This is a genomic window from Streptomyces sp. NPDC053474 (genome assembly GCF_044544845.1).
In the GTDB taxonomy this organism is placed as follows: domain Bacteria; phylum Actinomycetota; class Actinomycetes; order Streptomycetales; family Streptomycetaceae; genus Streptomyces.
Genome location: NZ_JBITXV010000018.1, coordinates 16,956 through 36,679 on the forward strand (window position 1 = coordinate 16,956; position 19,724 = coordinate 36,679).

Annotated in this window: 1 protein-coding gene; it reads right to left on the bottom strand. The window is 73.7% G+C overall.

The features are described from left to right. Positions 1 to 4: 4 nt before the first annotated feature. Positions 5 to 19,708: a type I polyketide synthase gene (locus ACIG3E_RS33755; protein ID WP_399623499.1), complete on the bottom strand. Its 19,704-nt coding sequence runs from the start codon at positions 19,706 to 19,708 to the stop codon at positions 5 to 7. Positions 19,709 to 19,724: the final 16 nt, after the last annotated feature.

The window sequence follows — 19,724 nt, forward strand, 5'->3', positions numbered from 1 at the left end:
CTGGTCAGGCCTTTCCGAGTTCCTCGTCGATGATGTCGAAGACGTCGTCGAGGGTCGCCGAGGTCAGATCGTCCGCCTCGGCCTCGGGCTCCTTGTCGTCCCAGGTGGACAGGAGCGACCGGAGCCGGAGCCGGATGTCTCCGGCGAGTTCGTCGTCCGGGTCGAGCTTGGAGATGGTGACCGACAGTTTGTTGAGTTCGCTGAGGACTCCGGCGGCGGCCGTGCCGCCGTCGGCGAGCACCGTCGTCCGCAGGTGGGCGGCGAGCGCCGCCGGGTTCGGGTGGTCGAACACCAGGGTGGCGGGCAGCCGCGCGTCGACCTCGGCGTCGAGCCTGTTGCGCAGCTCCACTCCGGTCAGCGAGTCGAAGCCGAGCTCCTTGAACGCCCGGTCCGCCTCGACGGCGTCCGGCCCCGCGAAGCCGAGGACGGCCGCGGTGTGGGTGCGGACGAGGTGCACGAGCGCCCGGTCCTGCTCTGCCTCGGTGAGCCCGGCGAGGCGTTGGGCGAGCGGCACCGCGCCGGAGCCGGAGCCGGACCGCGCGGCCCGGCGCGCGGGGGTGGGCACCAGCGCGCGCAGCATCGGCCGCACCTGTTCCGGGTGGGCCCGCAGCGCGGCCAGGTCGATCGCGGCGGGCACCGCGGTCGCGGCGCCGCTCGCGCGTGCCGCGTCGAACAGGGCCATGCCGTCCTCGGAGGACAGCGGGACCATGCCGCCCCTCGCCATCCGCTGGACGTCGGCGTCGTCGAGGTGCCCGGTGATGCCGCTGGCCTCGGCCCACAGGCCCCAGGCCAACGAGGTCGCGGGCAGTCCGGCGGCCCGGCGGTGCTGGGCGAGCGCGTCGAGGTACGCGTTGGCGGCCGCGTAGTTGCCCTGCCCGGGCCCGCCGAACACGCCGGCGACGGCGGAGAACAGGACGAACGCCGTGAGGTCCGTTCCGAGCGTCAGCTCGTGCAGGTGGTGCGCGGCGTCGGCCTTGGGGCGCAGCACCGTGTCGATGTGCTCCGGGGTCAGGGACTCGATCACGCCGTCGTCCAGTACGCCCGCGGTGTGCACGACGGCGGTCACGGGGTGCTCGGCGAGGAGCGCGGCGACCGCGGCGCGGTCGCTCACGTCGCACGCCACGACCGTGACCCTGGCGCCGAGTTCCGCCAGTTCCCGGCAGAGTTCCGGGGCGCCCGGCGTGGCCGCGCCGCGCCTGCCGGTGAGGACCAGGTCGCGGACGCCGTGGCGGGCCACGAGGTGCCGTGCGGTGACGCCGCCGAGCACGCCGAGTCCACCGGTGATCAGCACCGTGCCGTCGGCGGCGAACGCCACCGGCTCGGGCGCGTCGGCGGGCACGGCGAGCCGGGCGAGCCTGGCCACCGTGGCGGTGCCGTTCCTGACGGCGACCTGGGGTTCCCCGGTCGCCACGGCGACGGGCAGCCTGGACAGCGACTTCTCGTGTCCGTCGACGTCGACGAGCACGAAGCGCGAGGGGTGTTCGGACTGTGCCGCCCGCACCAGGCCCCACACGGGGGCGCGCACCAGGTCCGGGACGTCCTCGTCCGGCCCGGCCGCGACCGCGCCGCTGGTCAGCAGTACGAGCCGGGACTCGGCGAACCGGTCGTCGGCGAGCCACTCCTGGAGCAGGCCGAGGGTGCGGCTCGTCGCCTCGCGCGGGGTCGTCGCGCCCTCGCCGGGAGTCACGGCCACGTACCGGGGCACGGGCACACCGGCGTCGACCGCGGCGATGAGCTCGGCCAGGTCGCCGTACTCGTCGACGGGTTCACCGGCCGCGGTGAGCGCGTGGGCGGGCCGTGCGGTGTCGCCGCCGAGCACCGCCCAGGTGCCGCTCTCGGGAGCGGCGTCCGGCATGGGCACCCACGTGACCTCGAACAGCGAGTCGCGGTGGGCGGACCGGGCGAGGTTGAGCTGGTCGGCCGAGAGGGGCCGCAGGGTCAGCTCGTCGACGGCGGCGACCGGTTCGCCGGTGCCGTCGGTGACCAGCACCGCCACGGCGTCCACGCCGACCGGCGTCAGGCGGACCCGCAGCGTCGTCGCCCCGGTCGCGAGGAGTCGTGCTCCGGCCCACGAGAACGGCAGGCCGTGCGCGCTCACCCCGAGGCCGACGGCGTGCAGCGCGCCGTCGAGGAGGGCCGGGTGCAGGCCGTAGCCGTCGGCGGCGACGCCGTCGGGCAGCGCCACCTCGGCGAACACCTCGTCGCCCTTGCGCCAGGCCGCGCGCAGGCCCTGGAAGGCGGGGCCGTGGTCGACGCCGGACGCGGCCGCGACGGTGGCGTGGTGGTCGTCGACGTCGACCGGTTCGGCCTCGCTCGGCGGCCAGGCGACGAGGTCGTCGGTGACGGGCTCCGCCCCGGCCGTGAGGGCTCCGGTGGCGTGGCGGGTCCAGTCCCCGCCCCCGTCCCCGCGGGCGTCCACGGTGAACGCCCGCCTGCCCGAGGCGTCAGGGCCTTCGAGGCTGAGCCGCACCTGGACGCCGTCCCGCTCGGGCAGCACCAGGGGCGTTTCGAGGACCAGGTCGTCCAGGGACGCGCAGCCGACGTGGTCTCCGGCGCGCAGCGCGAGGTCCACGTAGGCCGCGCCGGGCAGCAGCGCGGCACCCAGGACGCGGTAGTCGGCGAGCCACGGGTGGGTGCGCAGGGACAGCCTGCCGCTGAAGACGAGGCCTTCGGAGTCGGCGAGTTCGGTGACGGCCACGAGGACGGGGTGGTCCACGCGCCCGAGGCCCGCCGAGGTCACGTCACCGGACGTGGCGTGGGTGGCGGTGGGCCAGAAGCGCTCGCGCTGGAACGGGTACGTGGGCAGGTCGACGCGCCGCCCACCGGGCAGTTCCCAGTCGACCCGGCCGCCGCGGACGAACAGGCCGCTCGCCGAGGCCAGCAGCCGGGCAGGGCCTCCGTCGCCGCGCCGCAGCGATCCGACCACCACGCCGTCGGGTCCGGCCAGTTCGCCCAGGCCCGCCGCGAGCACCGGGTGCGGGCTGGCCTCGACGAAGGTCGTGAAGCCCTCCGCCACCAGGGCGGAGACGGAGTCCGCGAACTCCACGGTCTGCCGCAGGCTCCGGTACCAGTACGCGGCGTCCAGGTCCCGGGTGTCGAACCATCCGCCGGTGAGCGGGGAGAAGTACGGCACGTCACCGGAGCGCGGCGCCACGTCGGCGAGCCCTGCGAGGAGTTCCGCCTCGACCCGCTCGACGTGGTGGGAGTGCGGGGCGTAGTCCGCGAGGACCCGCCGCGCCCACACGCCGTTGTCGGCGCAGACCCGCACGAGTTCGTCGAGGGCGTCGACGTCGCCGGACACGACCACCGAGGCGGGTCCGTTCACGACGCCCACGGCGAGCCGCCCCTCCCAGGGTTCCAGGAGTTCCCGCACGGCGTCGACGCCGAGGGCGACCGACACCATGCCGCCGTGCCCGGCGAGGACGGTCAGCGCCTTGCTCCGCACGACGGCGAGGCGCGCCGCGTCCTCAAGGGACAGGGCGCCCGCGACGCACGCCGCCGCGATCTCGCCCTGCGAGTGCCCGAGGACGGCGCTCGGTTCGACGCCCCACGACCGCCAGATGGCCGCCAGGGACACCATGACCGCGAAGAGGGCGGGCTGGACGACGTCCAGGCGTTCCATCAGCTCGGGGTCCCGGATCGCGGCGAGCAGCGACCAGTCGACGTGCTCGTCCAGCGCCCGCGCGCATTCCTCCATCCGCGCGCGGAACACCGGCGAGGACTCAAGGAGCTCCAGTGTCATGCCGACCCACTGCGAGCCGTGGCCGGGGAACACGAACACCACGCCGGAACCGCGGTCTTCGGCCACGCCGGTCACGACGTTCGGTGCCTCGCGGCCGTCGGCCAGAGCGCTGAGGCCGGAGAGGAACTCCTCCCGGTCGTGGCCCACCAGGACGGCCCGGTGGTCGAACGTGGACCGGGCGCGCAGCGAGTGCGCGACGTCGGCGACCGAGACGGCCGTCGCCTGGTCGAGCCACTCCCGGAGCCGGTTGGCCTGCTCCCGCAGCGCCTCGCCGGACCGCGCCGAAAGCACCCACGGCACGACACCGTGCTCCACCGGCCCGGCGTCGACGGACGTCACCTCGGGGGCCTGCTCGATGACGGCGTGTGCGTTGGTCCCGCTGAACCCGAAGGACGACACCCCAGCCCGCCACGGCCGGTCCACCACAGGCCACGCACGCTCACCCGTCAGCAACTCCACCGCACCCGTGGACCAATCCACATGCGAGGACGGCTCGTCCACGTGCAGGGTGCGCGGCAGCACGCCGTGCCGCATCGCCATGACCATCTTGATGACACCCGCCACACCAGCGGCAGCTTGCGTGTGACCGATGTTCGACTTCACCGAACCCAGCCACAGCGGCCGCTCAGCAGGACGATCCTGACCGTACGTCGCAAGCAGCGCCTGAGCCTCAATCGGGTCACCCAGCTTCGTACCCGTACCATGCGCCTCCACCGCGTCCACATCGGCGGCCGTGAGGCCCGCGCTCGCCAGCGCCTGACGAATCACCCGCTGCTGCGACGGACCATTCGGAGCCGTCAGACCATTCGACGCACCATCCTGATTCACCGCCGAACCACGGACCACGGCCAGGACCTCATGGCCGTTGCGCTGAGCATCCGAAAGACGCTCCACAACCAACATGCCCACGCCCTCGCCCCAGCCAGTGCCATCGGCACCGTCGGAGAACGCCTTGCACCGGCCATCCACCGAAAGCCCCCGCTGACGGCTGAACTCGATGAACGCACCGGGCGTCGACATCACCGTCACACCACCCGCGAGCGCCAGCTCGCACTCACCCGACCGCAGCGCCTGCACCGCCAGATGCAGGGCCACCAGCGACGACGAGCACGCCGTGTCCACCGTGACGGCAGGACCCTCGAAACCGAACGTGTACGACAGGCGGCCGGACATGACGCTCGCCGCGCTGCCCGTCGCCACGTGTCCGCCCACGTCCTCGGCGGCCCCGTCGAGGACCATCCCGTAGTCCTGCACGTTCGAGCCGACGAACACGCCCACGCGCTCGCCACGGATGATGTTCGGGTCGATGCCCGCCCGCTCGATCACCTCCCAGGAGGTTTCGAGGAGGAGCCGCTGCTGCGGGTCCATGGCGAGGGCCTCGCGCGGAGAGATCCCGAAGAAGCCCGCGTCGAACTCCGCCACGCGGTCGAGGAAGGCACCCCTGCGCGAGTACGTCGTGCCCACGCCCTCGGGGTCGGGGTCGTACAGCGCCTCCAGGTCCCAGCCGCGGTCGGCCGGGAACTCCGACACGGCGTCCCCGCCCGCCAGGAGTACGTCCCACAGGTCCTCCGGGCTGCTCACGCCACCGGGGAACCGGCACGCCATCCCGACGATCGCGATCGGCTCGTCGGACACGCCCGTCACCACGGCGTCCCGCACCGGGTGCGGGACGCCGTGCGGTGCCACGACCTCCGTCAGGAGGTGCTCGGCCAGCGCCGCGGGGCTGGGGTAGTCGAAGACCACGGTCGCGGGCAGGGTCAGGCCGGACGCGGCCGTCAGGCGGTTGCGCAGCTCCACGGCGGTCAGCGAGTCGAAGCCCAGCTCGCGGAAGGCCCGGTCGGGTTCGACCGCGCCTGCCGAGGCGTGCCCCAGGACGGCGGCGGCCTGCGCCACCACGAGGGCGCGCACCGCCTCCCGCTGCTTGGCCGCGTCCAGGCCGGTGAGGCGGCGGCGCAGCTCAGCGCCCTCCTCGTCCTGGTCCTGGGACCCGGCGGGCCGGTCCTCCGCGACCGCGGCGCGCGCCTCGGCCACGTCGTCGAGCAGCGGGCTGGGCCTGCCGATCGTGAACGCGGGGGCGAACCGCTCCCAGTCGACGTTCGCCACGACCGTGCTCGCCGTGCCGCCGCCGACCGCGTCGGCGATGGCACCCACCGCGAGCTCGGGCGGCAGCGCCTGGAGTCCGCGCCGGGACAGCTGCCGCTGCGCCTCGCCGTCGGCCATGCCGCCTCCGGCCCAGGGGCCCCAGGCCACCGCGGTGCCCGGCAGGCCGTGCGCGGTGCGGTGCTCGGCGAGCGCGTCGAGGTAGGCGTTCGCGGCGCTGTAGGCCACCTGGCCTCCGCTGCCCCACGTACCGGCGATCGAGGAGTAGGACAGGAACGCGTCGAGGGGCGTGTCGGCGAGGAGTTCGTGCAGGTGCGCGGCGCCCGCCACCTTGGCGGTGAGCACGTCCGCGAAGCCCGCGAGGTCGGTCTCCGCGGCGGGGACGCTGTCGTTGAGACCGGCGGTGTGTACGACGGCGCGGACCGGGTCACCGGCGGCCGCCAGGCCGTCGAGCAGGGCGGCGAGCCCGTCCCGGTCGGCGATGTCGACGGCCGCGACGGTGACGCGCGCGCCCAGCTCGACGAGCTCGGCCCGCACCTCCTCCGCGCCTTCGGCCGCTTGGCCCCGGCGGCTCGCCAGGACGACGTGCTCGGCACCGTTCGCCGCCAGCCAGCGGGCGGCCCGGGCGCCCAGGGCACCGAGCCCGCCGGTCACCAGGACCGTGCCGCCCGGCGTCCAGCCGGAGCCCGCGGCGGCCCGTTCGGCCCGCCGGAGCCTGCGCGCGAACACTCCGGTCTCGCGCACGGCGACCTGGTCCTCCGCTCCGCCCAGCAGACCGCACAGCCGTGCGGCCGCCCGGTCGTCCACGGTCTCCGGCAGGTCGACGAGGCCGCCCCAGCGGCCGGGGTGCTCCAGCGCCACGGTCCTGCCGAGGCCCCACACCATCGACTGCCCGAGGCCCGCGACCGTGTCGTCGGCGACGGCCGACACCGCGCCCGAGGTCACGCACCACAGGGGCGCGGACACGTCCGCGTCCCCGAGCGCCTGGACCAGCGCGAGGGTGGCCGCGACACCGTTCGGTACGGCGGGGTGGTCGGGGTGCGCCGACTCGTCGAACGCCAGCAGCGACAGGACTCCCCTGACGTCTCCTCGCGGGAGGGCGGCGCGCAGCGCGTCGGCCAGCTCCGCGCGGTCCGTCGCACCGGTCTCGACCGTGACGAGCTCCAGGCCACAGGCCTCAAGGAGCTCGCCGAGCACGGCGGCACGCTCGTCACCCCGGGGCGCCACGACCAGCCACGTGCCCGACGGGGGTGTCGTCGCCGGGTGGCCGAGGGCCTTCCAGCCGACGGTGTAACGCCACTTGTCCACAGCGGACTTCTCGCGCCTCTGGCGCCGCCACGACGACAGGAGCGGCAGCACGGCGCGGAGCGAATCGCTCACCCCGTCGTCGGTGATGCCCAGGGACGACGCGAGTGCGGTCGCCTCCTCACTGTCCACCGCGGCCCAGAACCGCGCCTCGTCCTCGTCCAGGACGACCGCGCCCGCGCTGGGCCGGGCGTCCAGCCAGTAGCGCTGGTGCTGGAAGGCGTACGTCGGCAGGTCCACGCGCCGCGCGCCGCTGCCCGCGAAGAAGGCACTCCAGTCGACCGCCACGCCCCGCGCGTGCAGCGCGCCGACCGTGGTGACGAGGGCGGCCTCCTCCGGCCGGTCGCCGCGCAGCACCGGCACGAAGGCCGCGTCCGGCGCGGACTCCTGCCCGAGCGCCGACAGCGTCCCACCTGGCCCGACCTCCACGAACGTGCCTACGCCGTCGCCCGCGAGCGTGCTGACGGCGTCGGCGAACCGTACGGACTCGCGCACATGCCGGACCCAGTACTCCGGCGAGGCCAACTCCTCGGCACTCGCCCGCGCACCCGTGAGCGTCGACACGATCGGTATCTCGGGCGCCGCGTACGACACACCTTCCAGGACCGTACGGAAGTCATCGAGCATCGGGTCCATCAGCGGCGAGTGGAACGCATGGCTGACCTTGAGCCGGGTCACCTTGCGGCCCGCCTCGCGCCAGCGCTCGCCCACGGCCTCCGCCTCAGCGGAGACACCCGAAATCACCACCGAGGTGGGCCCGTTGACCGCAGCGATACCCACCGTGTCCGGCAGATCCGAAGCAACCTCTTCCTCGGAAGCCTGGATCGCCACCATCGCACCACCCGACGGCAGCGCCTGCATCAACCCCGCACGCGCCGACACCACCCTCACCGCATCCGCCAGCGACCACACACCCGAAACATGCGCGGCAGCCAACTCACCAATAGAGTGACCCGCCAACACGTCCGGACGCACGCCCCACGACTCAAGAAGACGGAACAGCGCGACCTCGACCGCGAAGAGCGCGGGCTGCGTCACCCCGGTCTGGTTCAACGCCTCGACGTCATCCCCGAACAACACCTCACGCACCGACGCGTCGAACTCACCCAGCACGGCATCCAGCGCCCCTGCGAACACCGGGAACCGCGCCGCCAACTCCCGCCCCATACCCAAGCGTTGCGACCCCTGCCCCGAGAACAAGAAGCCCACCCGGCCGGACGCATCCCCCACACCCGTGACCACAGCACCGCTGGCCTGGCCCTGCGCCACAGCCGTCAAAGCGGCAAGGAACTCGGACCGGTCGGCGCCGACCACCACCGCGCGGCGTGCCAGGGCCGACCGCGACGTCGCGAGCGAGTAGCCGACATCGACGGGCGCGTGCTCGTCCACCACGGACAACAGCCGCTCGGCCTGGCCGCGCAGCGCGGCCTCGTCGCCCGCCGACAGCACCCACGGAACAAGGCCCTCGTACGCAGGCTCCGTTGCCGGTCCCTGCTCAGCGGGCCGCACCGGGGCCTGCTCGATGACGGCGTGCGCGTTCGTACCGCTGAACCCGAACGACGACACACCTGCCCGCCACGGCCGGTCCACCACAGGCCACGCACGTTCACCGGTGAGCAACTCCACCGCCCCAGCGGACCAATCCACGTGCGAGGACGGCTCGTCCACGTGCAGGGTGCGCGGCAGCACGCCGTGCCGCATCGCCATGACCATCTTGATGACGCCCGCCACACCGGCGGCGGCCTGGGTGTGACCGATGTTCGACTTGATCGAACCGAGCAGCAGCGGCTGCCCTTCAGGCCTGTCCTGGCCATAGGTGGCAAGCAGCGCCTGCGCCTCGATCGGGTCACCCAGCTTCGTGCCCGTGCCATGGGCCTCCACCGCGTCCACGTCGGACGTGGTCAGGCCCGCGCTCGCCAAGGCCTGGCGGATCACCCGCTGCTGCGACGGACCATTCGGAGCGGTCAGGCCATTGGACGCACCGTCCTGGTTCACCGCTGAACCGCGTACGACGGCGAGGACCTGGTGGCCGTTGCGCTGAGCGTCCGACAGGCGCTCGACCAGGAGCATGCCGACGCCCTCGCCCCAACTGGTGCCGTCGGCGCTGTCGGAGAACGCCTTGCACCGGCCGTCCTGCGCGAGGCCGCGCTGGCGGCTGAACTCGATGAAGGCACCGGGTGTCGACATCACGGTCACGCCACCCGCGAGCGCCAGCTCGCACTCACCCGAGCGCAGCGCCTGCACCGCTAGGTGCAGGGCCACCAGAGACGACGAGCACGCAGTGTCCACTGTGACGGCGGGACCCTCGAAGCCGAACGTGTACGACAGGCGGCCCGAGGCCACGCTGGCCGCGTTGCCGGTCGCCATGTAGCCGCCCACGTCCTCGGCGGCGCCGCCGACCACAAGGCCGTAGTCCTGCGCGTTCGAGCCCACGAAGACGCCGACGCGCTCGCCGCGCAGCGACGCCGAGTCGACCCCGGCCCGCTCCAGGAGTTCCCAGGAGGTTTCAAGGAGGAGGCGCTGCTGCGGGTCCATGGCGAGGGCCTCACGCGGAGAGATCCCGAAGAAGCCCGCGTCGAACCCGGAGACGTCCGACAGGAAGGCGCCCGACCGCAGGTATGTGGTCCCCACCGCGTCCGGGTCCGGGTCGTAGAGCGCCTCCACGTCCCAGCCACGGTCGGTCGGGAACTCCGACACGGCGTCGCCGCCCTCGGTCACCAGACGCCACAGGTCCTCCGGGGACTCGACCCCGCCGGGGAACCGGCAGCTCATCGCGACGATCGCGATCGGGTCGTCGGTCGCGGCCACGACGGGTCCGCCGACCGTGACGTCGAGGGCCCCGCCCAGCAGCTCGGCACGCAGGTGTGCCGCGAGGGCGGCGGGCGTCGGGAAGTCGAAGACCAGCGTGGAGGGCAGCGCCAACTCGGTGGCCGCGCCCAGGTGGTTGCGCAGCTCGACGGAGCTGAGCGAGTCGAAGCCGAGCTCCTTGAACGCCCGCTCGGGCGCGATGACTTGGGCGGAGCTGTGCCCGAGCACGGCGGCGACGTGGCCGAGCACCAGGTCGAGGAGCGCCTTCTCCCGCTCGGCTTCGGTCAGCCCTGCGAGGGACTTGGCGAGCGCGGAGCGGGCGGCCTCGGGTGCGGCGGTCCTGCGTGCGGTGCCGCGTACGAGACCACGCAGGAGGTGCGGCACCGGTTGAGTGCGCGCCTGGCGGCGCAGGGCCGGGAGGTCCAGTGGCATCGGAGCCACCGTGGCCCGTCCCGTGGAACCCGCCGCGTCGAACAACGCCAGACCCTCGGTCGGGCCGATCGGGAGGGCGCCGCCGCTGGTGATGCGGCGTACGTCGTTCTCGTCGAGGCTGCCTGCCATACCGTCGGCGGTCTCCCACAGGCCCCAGGCCAGCGAGGTCGCGGGCAGGCCCTGGGCGCGGCGGTGCTCGGCGAGTGCGTCCAGGAAGGTGTTCGCCGCCGCGTAGTTGCCCTGTCCGGGGGCCCCGAAGACGCCCGAGGCCGAGGAGAAGAGGACGAACGCGGAGAGGTCCAGGTCGGCGGTCAGCTCATGCAGGTGCCAGGCCGCGTCGACCTTCGGCCGGAAGACGGTGTCGATCCGCTCGGGTGTCAGCGAGCCGATCACACCGTCGTCCAAGACGCCCGCCGTGTGCACCACGGCAGTGACCTGGTGCTCGGCCAGCAGGGCCTCGACGGCCTCACGGTCCGCTACGTCACAGGCCGCGAGCACGACCTCCGCTCCCTGCGCGGTGAGTTCGCCGCACAGCTCCTCCGCGCCCTCGGCTGCCGCACCGCGCCTGCTCGCCAGGAGCAGGCTTCGTACGCCGCGTTCGGCGACCAGGTGGCGAGCGACCAGGCCGCCCAGGGTGCCTGTCGCGCCGGTGACCAGGACCGTGCCCGCGCCGAAGCCGGGGTCGTCCACGACGGGCTGTGCGACCCGGGCCAGGCGGGGTATTCGGACCTCGCCGGAACGCACCGCGAGCTGCGGCTCCCCCGTGGCCAGCGCGGACGGCAGCACCTCCAGGGAAGCCGCCTCATCGTCCAGGTCGACCAGCACGACCCGGTCCGGATTCTCCGACTGAGCCGACCGCACCAGACCCCACACCGAGGCCTGCGCCAGATCCCGCACACCGTCATCAGGCGTGGTGCTCACAGCACCCCTGGTGACCACCACCAGACGTGCCGCAGCGAACCGAGCGTCCGCGAGCCACGTCTGCACCGCGTTCAGCGCCCAGTACGCGGCCTCATGCGCACCCACCACCGGGCCGGACGCGGAGTCCACCGGGCACGACAGCACCACGAAGTCCGACGACTCCCCGTCCCACGACCCCGCCAGCGCCCCCAGATCGGTCCACTGAGCCGTCGGAACATCACCGTCGAGCAGGGCGACCGGCACCCAGTCGACACCGAAGAGCGAGTCACCGCGATCGTCCCCGGCGAACTGGTCCAGCGACACCGGGCGCAGCACCAGCGAGTCAACCGTGGCGACCGGAGCACCCGCTCCGTCAGCGACCGTCAGCGACACCCCGTCCGCCCCAGTGGGCGCCAAGCGCACCCGAAGGACCGTCGCCCCCGCAGCGTGCAACCGCACACCCGACCACGAGAACGGCAGCCTGCCCGTCCCGTCGGCCTCACCCATCAGCCCCATGGTATGTAGCGCGGCGTCAAGGAGCGCCGGATGCAGACCAAACCCTCCCGCGTCCACGCCTTCCGGCAGGACGGCCTCGGCGAACACCTCGTCGCCCTTGCGCCACACGGCCCGCAGCCCCCGGAACACCGGCCCGTAGGCGAAGTCGGGGTCGGCCACGCGGTCGTAGAACCCGTCCAGGTCCACGGCCTCCGCACCGGCGGGCGGCCAAGCGACCAGGGAAGGCCCGGCCGAGCGGCCGCCCTCACGCAGCACACCCACGGCGTGGCGGGTCCAGGAGGACGCCTCCTCCACCTCGCCCGTGCTGGAGTAGAAGGTCACCTCCCGCCCGCCCGAGGCGTCCTGGGCCCCGACCGACACCTGTACCCGCACCGAGCCGTCCCCAGGCAGTACGAGCGGCGCCTCCAGGGTCAGCTCCTCCACCAGGTCACACCCGACCTGGTCCCCCGCCCGCACCGCCAGCTCCACAAAGGCCGAACCCGGCAACACCACCGCACCCATGACCTCGTGATCAGCCAGCCACGGGTGACTCTGCACCGACAACCGGCCCGTCAGGAGCACACCATCCGTACCGGCAAGCGCAACACTCGCACCCAACAGCGGATGCTCCGCAGCACCCAACCCCGCCGCCGACACATCACCCACCGACGGCAGCACGTCCAGCCAGAAGCGCTCCCGCTGGAACGCGTACGTCGGCAGATCCACCAGCGGCGCCCCGCCGCCCGCGAAGAAGGCGCTCCAGTCGACCGCCACGCCCCGCGCGTGCAGCGCGCCGACCGTGGTGACGAGGGCCGTCTCCTCGGGCCGGTCGGCCCGCAGCGCGGGCAGGAACACCGCGTCGGGCGCGCTGCCGCCACCGAGCGCGGACAGCGTCCCGCCAGGGCCGACCTCCACGAACGTACCTACTCCGTCACCCGCGAGCGTGCTCACGGCGTCGGCGAACCGTACGGACTCCCGCACGTGCCGCACCCAGTACTCCGCCGAAGACAGTTCCTCGGCACTCGCCCGCGCACCCGTGAGCGTCGACACGATCGGTATCTCGGGCGCCGCGTACGACACGCCCTCCAGTACCCGGCGGAAGTCGTCGAGCATCGGGTCCATCAGCGGCGAGTGGAACGCGTGGCTGACCTTGAGCCGGGTCACCTTGCGGCCCGCCTCACGCCAGCGCTCGCCCACGGCCTCCGCATCGGCGGCGACACCCGAAATGACCACCGCCGACGGGCCGTTCACGGCCGCGACACCCACGGTCTCCGGCAGGTCCGCAGCAACCTCTTGCTCGGAAGCCTGGATCGCGACCATCGCACCACCCGACGGCAGCGCCTGCATCAACCCCGCACGCGCCGACACCACCTTCACCGCATCCGCCAGCGACCACACACCCGCAACATGCGCGGCAGCAAGCTCGCCAATGGAGTGACCCGCCAGCGCGTCCGGACGTACACCCCACGACTCAAGAAGACGGAACAACGCCACCTCAACCGCGAACAACGCGGGCTGCGTCACCCCCGTCTCGTTCAACGCCTCGACGTCATCCCCGAACAACACCTCACGCACCGACGCGTCGAACTCACCCAGCACGGCATCCAGCGCCCCTGCGAACACCGGGAACCGCGCCGCCAACTCCCGCCCCATACCCAGGCGTTGCGACCCCTGACCCGCAAACAGGAAACCCACCCGACCGGACTCGTCCGCCACACCGGTGGCCGCCGTGCCGCTGGCCCGCCCCTCAGTCACCGCCTCCAAGGCAGCGAGCAGCTCCGACGAGTCGGCACCGACCACCACCGCGCGGTGCTCCAGCGCCGCTCGCGAGAACACCAGGGCGCGGCCCACGTCCGCCACTGACAGGTCCGACGACTCATCGACAAAGGACTTCAGCCGTGCGGCCTGCTCCCGTAGCGCCTCGCCGGACCTCGCCGACAGGACCCACGGCACGACAGCACCAGCAGGCAGCGGCTCCGGGACTTCCTTCCGCTCGGCGACGGGGGCCTGCTCGATGACGGCGTGCGCATTCGTACCGCTGAACCCGAACGACGACACACCAGCCCGCCACGGCCGGTCCACCACAGGCCACGCACGCTCGCCCGTCAGCAGCTCCACCGCGCCCGTGGACCAGTCCACGTGCGAGGACGGCTCATCCACGTGCAGGGTGCGCGGCAGCACGCCGTGCCGCATCGCCAGCACCATCTTGATGACACCCGCCACACCGGCCGCGGCCTGCGTGTGGCCGATGTTCGACTTGATCGAACCGAGCAGCAGGGGGCGATCGGCCGCACGGTCCTGGCCGTAGGTCGCCAGGAGTGCCTGGGCCTCGATCGGGTCACCGAGCTTCGTGCCCGTGCCATGGGCCTCCACCGCGTCCACGTCGGACGTAGTGAGGCCCGCGCTCGCCAGCGCCTGGCGGATCACCCGCTGCTGCGAGGGGCCGTTCGGCGCGGTCAGGCCATTGGACGCACCGTCCTGGTTCACCGCTGAACCGCGTACGACAGCGAGGACCTGGTGGCCGTTGCGCTGAGCATCCGACAGGCGCTCCACGACGAGCATGCCGACGCCCTCGCCCCAGCCGGTGCCGTCCGCGTCGTCGGAGAACGCCTTGCACCGGCCGTCCACCGAAAGGCCGCGCTGGCGGCTGAACTCGACGAACGCGGCGGGCGTCGACATCACGGTCACGCCACCCGCGAGCGCCAGCTCGCACTCACCCGACCGCAGCGCCTGCACCGCCAGGTGCAGGGCCACCAGCGACGACGAGCACGCCGTGTCCACCGTGACGGCAGGACCCTCGAAACCGAACGTGTACGACAGGCGGCCGGAGATGACGCTCGCCGCACTGCCGGTGCCCAGGTAGCCCTCGACGGTCTCCGGCGCGGCCATCATCAACGTCGTGTAGTCCTGGCCGTTGGTGCCGACGAAGACACCGGACCGGCTGCCCCGCAGTGCGTTCGGGTCGATCCCGGCCCGCTCGAAGGCCTCCCAGGAAGTTTCGAGGAGGAGGCGCTGCTGGGGGTCCATGGCGAGGGCCTCGCGCGGAGAGATCCCGAAGAAGTCCGCGTCGAAGTCCGCCACGCGGTCGAGGAAGGCGCCCCTGCGGGAGTACGACGTACCGACACCGGCGGTCTCCGGGTCGGGGGCGTAGAGCCCCTCCAGGTCCCAGCCTCGGTCGGTCGGGAAGTCCGTGACCGCGTCCTCGCCCGCCAGGAGTGCGTCCCACAGGCCTTCCGGGCTGGTCACGCCGCCGGGGAAACGGCAGGCCATCGCCACGATCGCGATCGGCTCGTCGGTCGCTCCGGAGACGGCCACGGGCCCGGCGGCCGCAGGGGCCGCACCGGACAGTTCGGTCCGCAGGTAGGCGGCCAGGGCGGCGGCCGTCGGGTAGTCGAAGACCACGGACGCGGGCAGGGCGAGGCCCGTCGCCTCGCTGAGCCGGGCGCGCAGCTCCACCGCCGTGAGGGAGTCGAAGCCCAGCTCCCTGAAGGCACGCGTGGGAGAGAAGGCGTCGCCGGAGACGTGCCCGAGCACGGTCGCGGCCTCGTAGCGCACCAGCTCGGTCAGCTGGCGCTCCTGCTCGGCCTCGGTCAGGCCTGCCAGGCGCCGCGCGAGCGCCGAGGTGCCTTCCTGTTCCGCGGGGGTCGCTTCGAACACGGCGCGGGCCTGCGGCAGTTCGCGCAGGAGCGGACTGGGCCGCTGTGCCGTGAAGGTGTCCGCGAACCGGGCCCAGTCGACGTCGGCGATGGTGACCTGTCCGTCGCCGTGGTCCAGGGCGGTCCCGAGACCCGCGAGGGCCGCGTCGGGGGCCATGAGGGCGAGGCCCGCGCGCCGGAGGTGCCCGGCCTGACCCGAGTCCGCGACCATGCCGCCGCCGTCCCACGGCCCCCACGCGACGGCGGTGGCGGGCAGGCCCGCCGCCCTGCGGTGGGCGGCGAGGGCGTCCAGGTAGGCGTTGGCCGCGCCGTAGGCGGCCTGGCCGCCGCTGCCCCACACCCCGGCGATGGACGAGAACAGCACGAACGCGTCCAGCGGCTCGTCGGCCAGCAGTTCGTGCAGGATCCTCGCGCTGTCGGCCTTGGCCGCCAGGACCTCGGCGAACGCGGTGAGGTCGTCCGGGTCGAGGTCGGCGAGCGCGGCCGTGCGCTCGACGCCCGCCGTGTGGACGACGGCGGTGAGCGAGGGGACGCTCTCCAGCAGCGCCGCGACGGCGTCCCGGTCCACCGCGTCACAGGCGGCGATGGTGACGCGCGCGCCAAGGCCGACGAGTTCGGCCTCCAGGTCGGCGGCGCCCTCGGCCGCCGCGCCGCGACGGCTCACCAGGACGAGGTGCTCGGCCCCGCGCTCCGCCAGCCAGCGCGCCACCCGGCCGCCCAGGGCGCCGGTGCCGCCGGTGACCAGGACGGTGCCGCGCGGCGACCAGCCGTCGCCGGGGGCGTCGCCCAGGGGTGCGGGCAGCAGCCTGCGGGCGAGGAGCCGCTCGCCGCGCACGGCGACCTGGTCCTCACCGGCCGTCCCTGCGAGGGCCGACGCGAGGAGGTCTCCGGTCGTCTCGTCGCGCGCCTCGGGCAGGTCGATCAGGCCGCCCCAGCGTCCGGGGTGCTCCAGCGCGGCCACCCGGCCCAGGCCCCACAGGGTCGACTGGGCGAACCCGGCCACCTCGTCGCTGTCGGCCGCCGCCACCGCGCCCGAGGTCACGCACCACAGCGGCGCGGACACGTCCGCGTCACCGAGCGCCCGTAACAGGCCGATGGTGGCCGCGACACCCGCGGGCACGGTCGACCCGTCCGCGGCGGCCAACCCCAGCAGCGAGACGACGCCGTCGGGAGCGGGCCCGCCGCCGAGCCGCTCCGCCCAGTCGACCGCCGCCGGGTCCACGTACAGGACGTGCGCGTCGGCGCCGCCTCGGGTCACCGCGTCACCGACCCACTCGGCGCGGCTCTCCCCGGCCGGTGCCACGACCAGCCAGGTGCCGTCGAGTCGCCGGGGTCCGGCGGCGACCGGCCGCCAGTCGACCCGGTAGCGCCAGGCGTCGGCGGTGTCGCGGTTCCGCTGCTTGCCGCGCCAGGCGGAGAGGCGGGGCAGGACCGCGCTCAGCGGGTCGTCGGACGACACGCCCAGCGTCCGGGCGAGATCAGCGGGATCGCCCTCCTCCACGGCCTCCCAGAACTTCGCCTCGGCCGGGGACATCCGCGCGACGGCCTCGTCGGCGGCCGGGGCGTCCAGCCAGTAGTGCTCGCGCTGGAAGGCGTACGTCGGCAGGTCCACCCGCCGGGCGCCGCTGCCGTCGAAGCAGGCGGCCAGGTTCACCGCGGCGCCGCGCACGTGCAGGTGGCCCACGGCGGTGGTCAGCGCGACGAGCTCGGGGCGGTCCGCGCGCAGGGCGGGCACGAAGGCGGCCTCCGGGGCGGCGGACTGCCCGAGACCGGACAGCACACCACCGGGGCCGACCTCCAGGAAGACGTCGACGCCCTGCTCACGCAGCGCTGTGACCGCGCCGTGGAACCGTACGGACTCCCGTACGTGACGCACCCAGTACTCCGGCGACGCCAACTCCTCGGCGCTGGCCCGCGCACCCGTGAGCGTCGACACGATCGGGATCTCGGGCGCCGCGTACGACACGCCCTCCAGCACGCGGCGGAAGTCGTCGAGCATCGGGTCCATCAGCGGCGAGTGGAACGCGTGGCTGACCTTGAGCCGGGTCACCTTGCGGCCCGCCTCACGCCAGCGCTCGCCCACGGCCTCCGCGTCGGCGGAGACACCCGAAATGACCACCGCCGACGGGCCGTTCACGGCCGCGACACCCACGGTCTCCGGCAGGTCCGCAGCAACCTCTTCCTCGGAAGCCTGGATCGCGATCATCGCACCACCCGACGGCAGCGCCTGCATCAACCCCGCACGCGCCGACACCACCTTCGCCGCGTCCGCCAGTGACCACACACCCGCCACGTGCGCGGCAGCGAGCTCACCGATGGAGTGGCCCGCCAACACGTCGGGACGTACGCCCCACGTCTCAAGGAGACGGAACAGCGCGACCTCGACCGCGAAGAGCGCGGGCTGCGTCACCCCGGTCTGGTTCAGCGCCTCTACGTCGTCCCCGAACAGCACCTCACGTACCGACGCGTCGAACTCGTCCAGTACGGCATCCAGCGTGTCGGCGAACACCGGGTACTGCTGGGCCAGTTCACGGCCCATTCCCAGGCGTTGTGAGCCCTGGCCCGAGAACAGGAAGCCCAGCCGGTGCGGCTCCGCCTCGCCGATCACGACGCCGGGGGTGCCGCGGCCCTCGGCGAGCGCGGTAAGCCGGTCCGTGGTGGTGGTGCGGTCCTCGGCCAGCACCACGGCGCGGTGTTCGAACGCCGTCCGTGTCGTGGCCAGCGAGAAGCCGACGCCCATCGGATCGAATCCGGCGCTTCCCGTCACGGTGGACAGCAGCCGCCGGGCCTGCGCGCGCAGGGCGTCGGGGGTGCGGCCGGACAGCGCCCACGGCACGACGGGGGCGGCGGGCAGCTCGGGGTCGGCCGCGGGCTCCGGCTCCGCGGCGGGCGCCTCCTCCAGGATGACGTGGGCGTTGGTGCCGCTGACGCCGAACGAGGACACCCCGGCGCGGCGCGGTTCGTCGGCCTCCGGCCACGGCCGCCGCTCGGTGAGGAGCGCCACGGTGCCCGCGGACCAGTCGACGTGGCTGCTCGGCTCGTCGACGTGCAGGGTGCGCGGGAGCACGCCGTGCCGCATCGCGAGGACCATCTTGATGATGCCGCCGACACCGGCGGCCGCCTGGGCGTGGCCGATGTTCGACTTCAGCGAGCCCAGCCACAGCGGCCGGTCCTCGGGCCGGTCCTGGCCGTACGTGGCGATGAGGGCCTGGGCCTCGATGGGGTCGCCGAGGGTGGTGCCGGTGCCGTGGGCCTCGACCGCGTCGACCTGCTCGGGGGTGAGGCGCGCGTTCGCCAGGGCCTGGGTGATGACGGCCTGCTGGGACGGTCCGTTGGGGGCCGTCAGGCCGTGGGAGGCGCCGTCCTGGTTCACCGCCGAGCCGCGGACCACCGCGAGGACGGGGTGGCCGTTGCGGCGGGCGTCGGAGAGGCGCTCGACGAGGAGCATGCCGACGCCCTCGCCCCAGCCGGTGCCGTCCGCGTCGTCGGAGAACGCCTTGCAGCGGCCGTCTTGCGCGAGGCCGCGCTGGCGGCTGAAGTCGACGAACGTGCGCGGCGTCGACATGAACGTGGCACCGCCCGCGAGCGCGAGGGAGCACTCCTCGCGGCGCAGGGCCACCATCGCCAGGTGCAGGGCCACGAGGGACGACGAGCACGCCGTGTCGACCGTCACCGCGGGCCCGACGAGGCCGAGGGTGTAGGCGATGCGGCCGGAGGCGATGCTGCCCGCGCTGCCGTTGGCGAGGAAGCCCTCGAACCCTTCGGGTGCCTGCGGGAGTCGCGCCGCGTAGTCGTTGTACATGACGCCCGCGAACACGCCGGTGCGGGTGTCCCTGGCCTGCTCGGGGTCGATGCCCGCGCGTTCGAAGGCCTCCCAGGAGGTTTCGAGGAGGAGGCGCTGCTGCGGGTCCATCGCCAGGGCCTCGCGGGGGCTGATCCCGAAGAACGCCGGGTCGAAGCCGGTGGCGCCCTGGAGGAAGCCGCCGTGCCGGGTGAGGGAGGTGCCCGCGTGGTCGGGGTCGGGGTCGTAGAGCGCCTCGACGTCCCAGCCGCGGTCGGTCGGGAACTCCACCACGGCGTCCCCGTCGTCGGCGAGCAGCCGCCACAGGTCCTCGGGCGACTCGACGCCGCCGGGGTAGCGGCAGCTCATCCCGATGATGGCGATCGGCTCGTTGTCGCGCTCCTCGACCTCGCGCAGGCGCCGACGCGCGCTGCGCAGGTCGGTGGTGGCCCGCTTGAGGTAGTCGCGGAGCTTGTCCTCGTTCTCCATCTGGCGTGTGCTCCTT

Coding starts and splice junctions, on each gene's coding strand:
- ACIG3E_RS33755 (WP_399623499.1), bottom strand. CDS start 19,708: ATGGAGAACGAGGACAAGCTCCGCGACTACCTCAAGCGGGCCACCACC.